7 protein-coding genes are annotated in these 12,827 nt (G+C 74.6%); 2 read left to right on the forward strand and 5 right to left on the reverse strand.

The annotated features are described in order from the left end of the window. The first annotated feature begins 87 nt into the window (after positions 1-87). Positions 88-4,974: a DNA repair ATPase gene (locus ACFVX9_RS11345; protein ID WP_387981400.1), complete on the forward strand. Its 4,887-nt coding sequence runs from the start codon at positions 88-90 to the stop codon at positions 4,972-4,974. A 61-nt stretch (positions 4,975-5,035) separates the two neighbouring features. Here ACFVX9_RS11345 and ACFVX9_RS11350 read toward each other — a convergent pair whose 3' ends face one another. The 3 genes from ACFVX9_RS11350 to ACFVX9_RS11360 all read right to left on the reverse strand — a co-directional run bounded on the left by ACFVX9_RS11350 (position 5,036) and on the right by ACFVX9_RS11360 (position 9,008). Then, a complete protein-coding gene (locus tag ACFVX9_RS11350; protein ID WP_387981401.1) occupies positions 5,036-6,115 on the reverse strand; it encodes a restriction endonuclease in 1,080 nt (359 codons plus the stop codon). A 118-nt stretch (positions 6,116-6,233) separates the two neighbouring features. Further along, entirely contained in the window at positions 6,234-7,985 is a 1,752-nt protein-coding gene (locus ACFVX9_RS11355) for an FAD-dependent oxidoreductase (protein WP_387981403.1), read from the reverse strand. Positions 7,986-8,078: 93 nt separating this feature from the next. Then, positions 8,079-9,008 carry a diiron oxygenase gene (locus ACFVX9_RS11360; protein WP_363368800.1) on the reverse strand — a complete coding sequence of 310 codons (930 nt, stop codon included), beginning with the start codon at positions 9,006-9,008 and terminating at the stop codon, positions 8,079-8,081. 203 nt (positions 9,009-9,211) lie between these two features. Between ACFVX9_RS11360 and ACFVX9_RS11365 the strand changes: the two genes are divergently transcribed. Further along, positions 9,212-9,916, forward strand: coding sequence for a tyrosine-protein phosphatase (locus ACFVX9_RS11365; RefSeq protein WP_387981405.1), 705 nt, complete (start codon positions 9,212-9,214; stop codon positions 9,914-9,916). Between the two features lie 95 nt (positions 9,917-10,011). Here the strand turns inward: ACFVX9_RS11365 and ACFVX9_RS11370 are convergent, their stop codons facing one another. Further along, positions 10,012-11,064, reverse strand: a complete 1,053-nt coding sequence (locus ACFVX9_RS11370) for an alpha/beta hydrolase (RefSeq protein WP_380481060.1) — start codon at positions 11,062-11,064, stop codon at positions 10,012-10,014. A 456-nt stretch (positions 11,065-11,520) separates the two neighbouring features. After that, on the reverse strand, positions 11,521-12,579 hold the full coding sequence (locus ACFVX9_RS11375; protein WP_380481057.1) for an RNA ligase family protein: 1,059 nt from the start codon (positions 12,577-12,579) through the stop codon (positions 11,521-11,523). Positions 12,580-12,827 lie beyond the last annotated feature (248 nt).

Below are 12,827 nucleotides of genomic sequence, written 5' to 3' on the forward strand. Positions count from 1 at the left end.
CCTGAGTGCCTGACTCGCCTGAGTGACCGATCCCCTGAGTGCCCGATCTCCTGAGCAGTCGAGAAACTGAGTAGTTGAGGAACTGACGTGGTGGACGCCGTCGACGCCCGGCTCGATGCCGGCACCTACGAGGTCCTGCGCGGCCGACTCGCCCGGTCCGCCGCCGAACTCGCCGACCGCGCGCGGGCGTTGAACGCCCGCCGGGTCGAGGAGTTCGGCGGCGGGGAGCTGCGGCTGGTCGGCACCGGCCGGCTCACCACCGGCCGGGCCTGCCTCCCGCAGGACCTCACCGCCGCCGGCGGGCTGCTGCTGCTCGGCACCCGCCCGGGCAGCGCGCCCGACACCGCCGTCTCCGCTTCTTCCGTCTCCGCCTCCGTTTCCGGCGGCGCCCCGGGCGAGGGCCCCCCGTCCGAGGGCTCCCCGGGCGCCGGGCCGCTCGGGGAGGTCCTGAGCGTCCACCACCCCGACCTCACCCCCGCCCCCGCCGAGGGCACCCTGCTGGACGACCCGCGCCTGCGCCAGGACCTCGCCGACCTGCACCGCTACTTCCGCGACGCCCGGCTGGAACGACTGCGCCCCGTCGGCGGCCGCCTGCTCGCCGTCTTCCGCACCGGCCCCGCCGCCGCCGACGTCCGGGTGCTGCGCTGGCGCCCCGTCGACGACCTCGCCGACGACGGGCACCCTGCCTACCAGGACGGGCGCGGCGAACGCGACCACACCGCCGCCGACGGCCAGCAGCTCGCCTGGACCCCCCTCACCCGGGACGACCAGCTGCCCGCCGCCCCCGGCAGCCCGCCGCGCGCCGACCTCGGCGGCGAACTCCGGCTCGGCATCGACGGCGGCCGGCTGACCGTCACCGCCCCCGACGGCCGCGAACTGCACCACGAACCCCTCGCCGAGGCCCTGCAGACCCTCGCCGACGCCCAGATCGCCCACGCCCGGCTCGGCACCCTGCTGCTGGTGCGCGTGCGCCCGTACCAGGAGGAGACCGTCCGGCACCTGGTCTGCCACCTGCCCACCGGCCGGGTCACCCGGATCGACGCGCTCGGCCAGGCCTGCCTGCGGCTGCCCGCCGACCAGGGCGTGGCCTTCCCCGGCGGCTGCCACCTCGTCGACGGCACCGTGCGCAGCTACGACCAGCCGGTGGACGGCCTGGTCTACGAGCGCACCCTCGTCTCGCCCAACGGCGAGGACGTGCTGTACGAGTTCCGCTCCCCCGCCGACGGCCGCGCCCTGCTCCAGCCGTACAACAGCGTCCGCCAGGAGGCCGCCGCCCCGCTGCCCTGCCAGGGCCACGCGCTGCTCGCCGACGGCACCCTGATCGCCCTCCGCCCGGCCGAGGACGGGCCCACCCGGCTGCACCCCGTCCAACTGTGGCAGACCCCGTTCACCAGCGAGCGCCACGCCGCCGCGCAGCCGCCCGGCACCGGCCCGCTCGCCCGGATCGGCAACGCCGACCTCGTCCGCGGCCTCGCCGACAGCCTCTCCCTGGCCCGGCTCGCCGCCGCCGGCGCCGACACCCCGGCCGGCCACCAGGCCGTCCTCGCCGCCTGCACCCGCACCGCCGACCGGCACCACTGGCTGGGCCAGCCCGGCCTCGGCGACCTCGCCGCCCCGCTCGCCGAGATCCGCGACACCGCCCGGCAGGTCATCGCCGAGTACGAGGCCGTCGCCGAACTCACCGCGCACGCCGCCCGGCAGACCGAACAGGCCACCGAGCACGTCGAGGGCCTGCTGCGCACCGCCCGCGGCGAGACCCTCGCCGACGCCGCCGAATGGGTCGACCGGCTCGCCGGGCTGCGCCGCGCCCAGGGCCGGGTCGAGGCGCTGCGCGACCTGCCGCGCGCAGAGCCCGCCCGGATCGACGCGCTCGCCGCCCACCTCGCCGAGGGCCTGACCGAGGCCGCCGCCCGCGCCGTCGGACACCTCGCCGAACCCGAGGCCTTCGCCCCGCACCGCCGGCGCGCCGACGAACTCGCCGACCGCTGCGCCGCCCTCGCCACCGCCGCCGGAGCCGAGCCGCTGGGCCTCCGGATCTCCGAGCAGAGCGAGGCGTTGCAGACCGTCTCGGAGCTCGTCGGCACCCTCGACCTGGCCGACGCCACCTCCCGCACCGCCATCCTCGACCGGCTCGCCGACGTCCTCGGACTGCTCAACCGCGCCCGCGCCGCCCTCACCGTCCGCCGCCGCGACCTGCGCACCCGCGAGGCCGCCGCCGAGTTCGCCGCCGAAACCGCCCTGCTCGCCCAGGCCACCACCGCCGCGCTCGCCGCCGCCGACACCCCCGAGGCCTGCGACGACCAGCTCGGCCGACTCCTGCTGCGGATCGAGCAGTTGGAGACCCGCTTCGCCGACGCCGACCCGGCACTGGGCGAACAGCTCGCCGACCGGCGCACCGGAATCCACGACGCCCTCACCGCCCGCCGCCAGCACCTGCTGGAGGAGCGCGCCCGCCGCGCCGACCGGATCGCCGCCTCCGCCGAACGCATCCTCGACACCCTGCACCGGCGGCTCACCTCCCTCGACACCGCGGCCGAGATCGACGCCGCCCTCGCCGCCGACCCGACCGCCGTCAAACTCCGCGACCTCGCCGCCCAGTTGACCGCACTCGGCGACCGGGTCCGGGCCGAGGAGCTGACCGGACGGCTGCGCGCCGCCCGCAGCCGCGCCCACCGGGCCCGACGCGACCGCGCCGAACTCGCCGGCGACGGCCCCGGCACCCTGCGACTGGGCCGCCACCTGTTCGCCGTCACCACCCAGCGGCCCGAACTCACCCTCGTCCCCTGGCGCGGCCGCCCCGCCTTCACCCTCACCGGCACCGACTACCGCTCCCCCGTCACCGACCCGGCGTTCGCCGCCACCGAGCGCTACTGGGGCCGGCCGCTGCCCTCCGAGACCCCCGCGCTGTACCGGTCCGAATACCTCGCCGCCAGTCTGCTGCTGGCCGCTGAACCGGACGGGCTGGACACCCTGCGTGCCGAGGGCGACCTGCTGGAGTTCGTCCGCCGCGCCGCCGAACAGCGCCCGGACGAGGGCTACCAGCGCGGCGTCCACGACCACGACGCGGCGCTGCTGCTCCGCGCCCTGCTCGAACTCCACGCCGAGGCAGGCCTGTTGCGCCACCCGGCGGCCGCCCGGGCGGCCGCTCAGCTGTACTGGGCGCACGGCGCCGACGAGCGGCAGCGACTGGTCTGGCACACCCGGGCCCGCTCGCTCTCCCTCGCTCGCACCCTCGCCCGGCAGGCCTTCGGCGCCGCGCCGCGGCTGGGCCTGCCGGCCGCGCCGACGGCCCTGACCGCGCCAGCCCCGGCCGCACCTGCGGCCCTGACCGCGCTGTCCGACCTGTCCGACGAACTGAGCTCCGCCGTCACGGAGTTCACCTCGTGCCCGCAGCCCGCCGGCCCGTACCTGGTGGCCGAACTCGCCGCCGCCACACCCACGTTCGCTTACGCGCCGGGGGCCGCAACCCTGCTCGACAAGTTCCACGCCGCACCCGAGTCCGCCGGCCTCACCGAAGCGCTGGCCGCACTGCCCGCCGAGCCCGCACTGCTGCCCGCCCGACGCCAACTCGCCCAGGCCTGGCTGGAGTCCAGCGCCGTCGACGCCGACCCCGGCGACCTCGCCGAGGCCGCCGCCGCGCTCCTCTGCCCGTCCCTGCCGCGCCGGCCCGCCGAAGGCGCCGCCACCACCCGCCTCACCGGCCTGCTCGGCGACCACCCCCGGCTCCCGGGCGGCGCGCTCGACCTGCGCCTCGACGAACTCCTGGCCCGGGTGGCCGACTTCGCCGCCACCGAGGCCCCCGGATACCGCGCCTACCAGCGACTGCGCGCCGACCTGCTGGCCGCCGAGCACACCCGGCTGCGACTCGACCAGTACCGGCCGGCCCCGCTCAACGGCTTCGTCCGCAACCGACTCATCGACCAGGTCTACCTGCCGCTGGTCGGCGACAACCTCGCCAAACAGCTCGGCACCGCCGACGCCGGCGGACCGGTCGACCGCAGCGGCCTGCTGCTCCTGGTCTCCCCGCCCGGCTACGGCAAGACCACCCTCGTCGAGTACCTCGCCGAACGGCTCGGCCTGCTGCTGGTCACCGTCAGCGGCCCCGCGCTCGGCCACCGGGTCACCTCCCTCGACCCCGCCGAGGCCCCCGACGCCACCTCCCGCCGCGAGATCGAGAAGCTCAACTTCGCCCTGCACGCGGGCGACAACGTGCTGCTCTACCTCGACGACGTCCAGCACACCTCGCCCGAGCTCCTCCAGCGCTTCATCCCGCTCTGCGACGCCCAGCGCCGGATCGACGGGGTGTGGGACGGCGAGGCCCGCGAGTGGGACCTGCGCGGCAAGCGCTTCGCCGTCGTCATGGCCGCCAACCCGTACACCGAGTCCGGCCGCCTCTTCCGGCTGCCCGACATGCTCGCCAACCGCGCCGACGTCTGGAACCTCGGCGACGTCATCGCCGGGCGCGAGGACCTCTTCGCGCTCAGCTTCGTCGAGAACGCCCTGCCCGCCAACCCGCACCTGGCCCCGCTCGCCACCGCCGAGCGCGCCGACCTGGACACCCTGCTGGCCCGCGCCACCGGCACCCCGGGCGGCCCCCTCACCGGCGCCTGGCCCGCCGCCGAGGCCGAACGGATGACCGCCGTCCTCGCCGGACTGCTCCACCTGCGCAGCACCGTCCTCGCCGTCAACCGCACCTACCTGGCCTCCGCCGCCCAGGACGACCGCACCCGCACCGAACCCCCGTTCCTCCTCCAGGGCTCCTACCGCAACATGGCCAAACTCGCCCAGCGCCTCGACCCGGCCCTCACCCGCCCCGAACTCGACGCCCTCCTCACCGACCACTACCGCGCCGAAGCCCAACCCCTCGGCGCCGACGCCGAAGCACAGCTGCTGAAGCTGGCCGAACTCCGAGGCTGCCTCACCTCCGCCCAGGCCACCCGCTGGGAGGAGCTCAAGCACACGCGGCGGGGGTGACGGCCGACGGCGCTCCCCACGTCAGGGGCCGGTTCGGCTCCTCTGCACCGCGCTACGGGGTCTACACCTCGGCGCCGCGTTGAGGGGCCAACGCCTCGGCGCCGCGCTGGGGGGCCAACACCTTGGCCAGCGGGGTCCGCTGCTCCGCCCAGGACACCAGCATCTCGCGGTCGATCAAGGTCGCGCCCACCGTCGGCAGGGCGGCGAACTCGCGCGCCGGCTTCGAGAACCCGCGGTTCGTCACGATGAGGATGATCCCGGCCTGGAACACCGCCCTGGCGCCGCCGAGCGCGTGCTGCACGACCGGCTGGCCGACCGTCGCCCTCGGGTCACCGGAGTGCTTGCACTGCACCATGAACGGGACGTTCAGGTCGGTGACCCCGAGGACGTCGCCGCCCATGTCACCGGCGCCGCCCTGCACCCGCGTGACGGTGAACCCGTCCCGTTCCAGCAGCGCCGCGACGGTGTGCTCGAAGGTCGTGAAGTGACCGTCGTCGATCTGCCCCAGGGTGATCGTGCTGCGCTTGGAGAACGCCTCGGCGGACATTCGTTCGTCGAGCATCCGCTCGTCGAACGTCCTTCCGTCCGCCGTCCCGTCGTCGTCCATGTGCCACTGGCGGCGGCCGAGCTTCGCGACCACCTCGACGGCGACGGCCCGCGCCTCCCGGTCGATCTCACCGAGGCCGTCCGCGTCCCACGGGGGCGCCGCCTCGCCACCGCTCTCCGCCGCCGCCTCGCCCGGGCGTCCGGCCCAGTACTGGCGCTCAAGGCCGCCGAGAGTCCTCCGCAGGCCGCACAGGTCGCGCTGCCACCCCCGGATCCGCAGCGTCAGCGACCCCAACCACCGCTCCAGGTCCGGGGGCGCCGGAAAGAGGCTGAGCTCCTCGGCCCGCGCGGCCGCCCGCTCGATCAGGTCCACGGTGTCGATCACCGTCTCGATCAGATCGACGGTGTCGCGGAGCGAGCGCCGGAGCCCCTTCGCGCCGACGGTGTGCCGGACGAGCACCATCGACTCACTGCGGTACCGATCGCCGAACCGGTCGCGGTCCCGCTCGTACGAGAGCCACCGCTCCAGGGCCTCGACCGCCTGGTCCACGAACCACCGCAGGTCGCCGTGCTCGTCGTCCTCGTACTCGTACATTCCGCCCCTCCCGTGAACCACCGGGGGCAGCCTAGGCAACGGGTCCGACACTGCGAGCGGCGCCGACCAGTGCAGACCAGTGCAGACCAGCACCGACCAGCGCCGACCCGCTGCCTGTCTACCGTCGGCGGGCGGCCGCCAGCAGCTCGGGGACGGTGGCGAGCTTGACGCGGGGGCGGCCCTCGGCCTCGCCCCGGGCGCGCTCCGCCCGCTCCACGGCCCGCAGTCCCTTGAGCCCGACGGCATCCGGGCGACGGTGGCGGACGAGGCGGTCGAAGTCCGTGCGGCTCGCCGCCGGGGCGGCCAGCGCGTGGGCCGCCGCGTCGTCCAGGAGCGCGTCCACGGTCTCGCGGGCGCACGCCCGGTTGGCGCCGATCCCGCCGGACGGCCCGCGCTTGGCCCACCCCACCACGTACGTCCCGGGCAGCGGCCGCCCCGTCGCCGGGTCCACGACCCGCCCGCCCCGGTGCGCGACCGTCGCCGTCCGCTCGTCGAAGGGCAGCCCGGGCACCGGTACGCCCCGGTGCCCTATGGAACGCACCACCAGGCCGGCCAGCAGCGTGTCCGTCTCGCCGGTCGGCTCGGCTGCCCGGCCGCCCGCGAGGGTGGTCCGGGCGACGGTCAGGCCCGTCACCCGCCCGCCCCCGGTGGACGCGCCGGGCTCGCCGGGTTCGCCGGGCTCTTCGGGCTCTCCGGGCGGGGTGGACGCGGTGAGCGCGGTCGGCGCGGACAGGAAGCGCAGCACGATCCGCCGGCCCGGCGCCGGCTCGGCGCCCCCGTCGAACGGCACCAGCGGCAGCCCGGCGAGCAGCGCGGCCTGCGCGTCCGACGCGGTCGGCGCGGCGATCGTCCTGGTGGCCGCCTCGATCGCCGCCCGCACCTCCGGATGGTCCTCGACCACCACCTCGACGCCCGGCAGTTGCCGCAGCGCCAGGAACTCCGCCTTGGTCCAGGCGGCTTCGGCGGGCCCGCGCCGGGCGAGCAGCACGACTTCCCGCACCCGGCTGCGGCGCAGCGCGGCGAGGGCGTGGTCGGCGATGTCGGTGGTGGCGAGCCGGTCGGGGTCGGTGAGCAGGATGCGCGCGATGTCGACGGCGACGTTGCCGTTGCCGATGACGACGACCCGTTCGGCGCCGGGCCCGGACAGCTCCACCGCGTCGGCGGGTACGGTCGGTTGGGCGTTGTACCAGCCGACGAAGGTGGTCGCGGGCAGGCTGCCCGGCAGGTCCTCGCCGGGGATGCCGAGCCGCCGGTCGGCGGCCGCGCCGACGGCGTACACGACGGCGTGGTGGTGGGCGGCGAGTTCCTCGTGGGTGAGGTCGGTACCGATGTCCACGTTGAGGTGCACCCGCAGCCGGGGGTCGTGGAAGACGCCGGCGAAGCTGTCCGCGATGCGTTTGGTGGACTGGTGGTCGGGCGCGACCCCGTGCCGCAGCAAGCCGCCGGTGACGGGCAGCCGGTCGATCATGGTGATCTCGGCGCCGGTGCTGCGCAGCAGTTCCTGCGCGGTGTACCCGGCGGACGGGCCAGTGCCGACGATGGCGACGCGCAGCGCGCCGAGCCCGTCGGGCAGGCTGCGCGGGAAAGTGGGCGCACCCCAGGCGTGGTCGTTGGGGTGGTCGCGGTACCAGTCCCGGTTGAGGTCGCCGAACACGGTGTCGGGCCCGCGCAGCCGGTCGACGGGGAACACCGCGTCCACGGGGCAGGCGTCCGCGCAGGCGCCGCAGTCGATGCAGGCCGCCGGGTCGATGTACAGCATGTCGGTGGCGCCGAACTCCGGTTCGTCCGGGGTCGGGTGGATGCAGTTGACCGGGCAGACGGACACGCACGAGGCGTCGTTGCAGCAGGTCCGGGTGATCGCGTAGGCCATGGCCGGGGTGGGTCCCTCGCTACAGGTGGTGAAGTGTGGGAGTCGGAGCCTTTGTTGATGTTCCGCCTTTGACGTATCGCCTTTGACGTGTCGTCAGAGCATGTGGATGCGCCGGTAGATGGCGGCCGAGCGGCTGGTGAGCAGCCCGGTCTCGGCGAGGAACGCGATCAGGTGCCGGGAGCTGGTGCGCATCATCGCCTTGCGGTGCTCGTTGGCCCGCACTTCGGCGATCGCCCGCTGGGTGTCGAGCCCGGCGGCCCGGTAGACCCCGGGGTGCACCATGCTGGAGACGATGACGTACGCGCCGACGGCGATGCCGGTGGCCGAGGCGCGGCGGCGGGCGGGGCCGGCGTGGCGCACCCGTTCGCGGATCTCCTGCCGGGCGAACTTCATGTGCCGCGACTCCTCGACCACATGGATCCGGGAGGTACCGCGGACGATCTCCAGGACGTTCTCGCCGCGCATCCAGTCGCGCTGCATGACGTCGAGCACCTCTTCGGCCACCAGGATGCCGCCGTAGGCGAGTTCACCCTTCGCCAGGGCCTTGAACGCGCGCCCGGCCTGGGCGATGACCTTGTTCGGCCGGTACGCGGGGACGCCCATTTTCTCGCAGGCGCGGGCGAACATGATCGAGTGGCGGCACTCGTCGGCGATCTCGGTGAGCGCGAACTGGAACTCGGCGTTGGCGGGGTTCTTCAGGTACTGATCGCGCAGCACCATCTGCTGGAGGATCATCTCGAACCATATCCCGGTGTTCATGATCGAGCAGACCTCGTGCCGGGTGAGGGTGACCCGCTGCTGCTCGGTCATCTCGTCCCACAGCCGGGTGCCGTAGAGGGTGCTCCACTCCGGGTTGAGGCCGTAGTGGTCGGCTGGGAGGGGCGCGTCCCAGTCGATCTCGGTCGAGGGGTCGTAGGAGAGGGTCGCGGCGGACTCCAGCAGCCGCTTCGAGACGTCGTCGTCGGCCGCGGTGTGCCCGTGCGCACTCGCCGCCCGCCCTGCCGCCGCGTTGGTGAGAGCCATGGCTGCCTCCAGATGCCTGCCCCTACGGGTGCCCGCTCACCCGCTTATTAGACGGACAGTACAATAAGAGCCCGCCGCCGAGAACCCCTTGCGCAGCACCGGACGGCGCACGACCACAACTCCCGCGCCCCTTCCCGTCCGTGGCCTCCCCCAGCCGCTCCCTCCACCCTCTCCGCCCCCTCCACCCCCGGATACAGTGAGGCGTGATCACCGACCAGCCCGAGGCGGATCCGGAGCGCGTCGCCCCCACCGGCGTACGGAACTTCCGCGACGCCGGCGGCGTCGGCTCCCTGCCGCGCGGCGTGCTGTACCGCTCCGCCGCCCTGCACGGCCTACACGACCTGCACGGTCTCGCGGCGGAGGGCGCGGACACGCTGCGGCGCCTCGGCCTGCGGACGGTCGTCGACCTGCGCAGCGACCCGGAGGTGGCGGAGCGCCCGGACGCCGTCGATCTCGTCGACGCCCGGTACCTGCACGTACCGGTCTTCACCGAACGGCGTTGGCCCGCCGACCAGTTGGAGCTGTACCTGCTGATGGCCGAGCGCGCCGGCGCGGCGTCGGTGACCGTCCTGCGCCTACTGCTCGCCGGTGGGGGCGAGGCCGCGCCGGTCCTGGTCCACTGCGCCTCGGGCAAGGACCGCACGGGAGTCGTCGTCGCCGTCCTGCAGACGCTGCTGGGCGCCTCCGAGGCGGAGGTCCTCCAGGACTTCCTGCGCTCGAACGACGAACTGGGCCTGACCAACCAGCCGCCGGCCGGGGCCGCGCACAACGCCCTGCCCGTACGCGAGGTGCATCTGCGGCGGGCGCTGCTGTCGATCCGGAGTCACCACGGATCGGTGGCGGAGTATCTCCTCGCGCACGGCGCGCAGGCGTCGGAGCTCGCCGCGGCGCGGCGGATACCGGCCTGAACGAGCAACCGGACAGGGGCCGTTGATTCCTCCGAACGAGCCCCCGCCCGGTGCTGCGCCGAGCGCCTCCGATCCGTACCGCCCCTGGTTGCGCGCTACGCGGCGCCCAGCGCCTGCCGCAGCGCCTCGGCCGCCTCCGCCGTCGCCTCCCGGAAGCGGCGGCCGATGCCGAGGTAGCTGGCGTAACCGTGGATGAGGTCCGGCTGCCGGCTCAGGCGCACCGTCACCCCGGCCGCCTTCAGCGCCTCGGCGTAGGCCTCGCCCTCGTCCCGCAGCGGGTCGAAGCCCGCGGTGCCGACGTACGTGGGCGGAAGCCCGGACAGGTCGGCGGCGAGCAGAGGCGACAGGCGCGGGTCCGTCCGGTCGGCCGGCGCGGGCGCGTAGCGGTCCAGGAACCAGTCCATGTCCGCGCTGGTCAGGAAGAAACCGTCGGCGAACAGGTCGCGGGAGGGCCGCCGGACGGAGGCGTCGACCGCCGGGTACAGCAGCAACTGGAACACCGGCGCCGGACCGCCCCGCCGCACCGCCGCCTGTGCGGTGACGGCCGCCAGGTTCCCGCCCGCGCTGTCGCCGCCGATCGCGATCCGCTCCGGATCCGCGCCCAGGTCGGCCGCCTTGGCGTACGCGAAGTCGAACGCGGCCAGCGCGTCGTCCGCAGCCGCCGGGAACGCGTGCTCGGGCGCGCGCCGGTACTCCACCGACAGCACCCGCACCTGCGCCCGCTGCGCCAGGAACCGCACCACGTGGTCGTGGCTGGCCCGGCTGCCGACCACCCAGCCCCCGCCGTGCAGGTACACCAGCAGCCCGGAACCCGCCGCCAGCCCGCCCGGCGTGTACAGCGTGGCCGCCAACTCGCCGTACTCCTGCGGGATTCCGACGTTCCGGACGGATACCGGCTGGATCGTCGCCCCTCCCACCAGGTACCGCGCGTGCTCCATCGCCTCCCGCGACGGCCCGACCCCGGCGGGCAGCACCAGGGCGGCCTTCGACAGGCGCTGCAACTTGAGGATCAACTGCGCGTCCAGCGAGAGCACTTGACCGTCCCGCACCACCGGCGCGCCCGCGATCGCCCGCCGCAGCCCCTCCGGCAGCGCGTACGCGCCCCGGACGACGGCGGACTGGATCCGGACAGGGAAGGGAATCGTCATCTCTGCTGCCTCCTGGAGCCTCACCCGGAGCCCTCGACCGGGGACTCGGACCGGGAGCCCATGATGGGCCCGACCCACCCCAGACGGAAACCCCCCTCGACGCCCCCTTCACCCACCCTCGACCGCCGACGCCCTCTCCGGCAAGAAATATGTAGACCGGTCTACAGTTTCTCCATCGCCGCCATCACCGCCATCTCCACCGCCTCCATCAGCACAGGAAGTCGGCCAGACCGACTTCCTGTGCGCACACCACCCGGGTGGCGGCAAGGAATCAGTAGACCGACCGACATATTTTTCCCGAACGCCCCACCCACATCCACGCCCCCACCCACCCTTGCGCTGCCGCCCTTCGGTCGGAGTCGGCGACGGGCCCTCGACATGGGCGGGCGACTTTCTTCAGGAATCTTTCCGCGCCCGACCGGCCTGACCAGCCCGACGAGTCAGCCCGTCAGCCCGTCAGCCGGCCCGGCTCGTCGGCGAGCGCCGGTCCTCGGCGTCGAACGCCACCAGGGAGCGCGCTCCGGGTCCGAGGGCGGCTTCCAGCGCGCGTAGGACGTCACCGTCCAATCCCCCCACCGCCTCCGCGAGTTCCTCCGCCACGTCCCGGGTGAGCTCCACCGCCACGACGTCCTCGGGCGCGCGCGGACCGAGCTTGCTGACGGCAGCTGCCGCGCGGGCGGGGGTGAAAAGTGCCGCGGCCTGGACCAGGAGCCAGGCGGGGACCCCGGCCGCGCCCTGCGGCGGCGGCAGGTACGGGCGGGCGCCATCGTAGCGCTCGTCCTCGGCGAAGGCCTGCTGCTTCACCCTCACCACCGGACGCGCGCCGACCCCCTCGGGGCCCGTCTCCCGCCAGGTGCCGGCGGGTTTGAGGACGTAGCCCTCGGCGAGGTTGTCGGCGAGTTCGGGGAGCCCGAGGAGCGCGGGGACCAGGGTGGGGAAGGCGGCCGGCAGTTCCTGGAGCACGGTGGGCGCGCCGCGCCCGATCGAGGGGGCGCAGCCGAGGCCGGCGGTGGCCGCACCGCCACGCAGGTCGCGGTCGGAGATCCAGGACCGGCCCTTGGTGGTGTCGACGGTGGCGTCGAAGAGCAGCCACCCCAGCCCCGGCGCGTACCAGACGCCGGTCTGCACGGGCTCGACTGCGGCGACGGCGGACACATCGGGGTGCGGGTAGCACCCGCCGGCCAGTTCACCGTAAACAGTCACCACAGCGCCCGCGCCCCCACCTGCACCCCCGCCCGCCGCCTCGCGCATCGCCGAGGCGAACCGGGCCGCCGCCACCGCCAGCGCCGGCCAGACCCGGCTGACGCCGAAGAAGCCGTCCAGCGCGTCCTCGCCCAGGAGCTCCCGCCGCTTGGCCGGACGGACCGCACCCCCCTCGCAGACCACGGCGAAGTGCGCCCCGTGCACCTTCTCCACCGCGACCCACTCCCGATTCCCGGACGCGGAGAGCCGCCCCCTCCCCGAGATCTTGGGGTACGGCCGCAACACGGAGCCTTCGAACCTGGTGTCAGCCACACCCGAGATCATCGCCGCGAGCCCACCCCCGGACAACGGAGTTTCACCGCCCACCCCAGCCCCCGGCTACGCGTAGCCCCCGCCGCCACAGAGCGTCCGCACCAGACGGGCCACCACAGGCCGGTGGGGCTCGGAGCCGGGTCGAGGACCCCCCACCTCTTTCCAAGCTCTTTCCCTTCTTTCTATCCGTTTCCGCTCCCCCCCCGTAAATTCCCCCCTGGTATATTTTTTTTGTCGTTTGGGATCCC

The sequence above is a fragment of the Kitasatospora sp. NPDC058243 genome, assembly GCF_042882025.1.
In the GTDB taxonomy this organism is placed as follows: Bacteria; Actinomycetota; Actinomycetes; order Streptomycetales; family Streptomycetaceae; genus Kitasatospora.

Coding starts and splice junctions, on each gene's coding strand:
- ACFVX9_RS11360 (WP_363368800.1), bottom strand. CDS start 9,008: ATGGCTCTCACCAACGCGGCGGCAGGGCGGGCGGCGAGTGCGCACGGG.
- ACFVX9_RS11350 (WP_387981401.1), bottom strand. CDS start 6,115: ATGTACGAGTACGAGGACGACGAGCACGGCGACCTGCGGTGGTTCGTG.
- ACFVX9_RS11355 (WP_387981403.1), bottom strand. CDS start 7,985: ATGGCCTACGCGATCACCCGGACCTGCTGCAACGACGCCTCGTGCGTG.
- ACFVX9_RS11370 (WP_380481060.1), bottom strand. CDS start 11,064: ATGACGATTCCCTTCCCTGTCCGGATCCAGTCCGCCGTCGTCCGGGGC.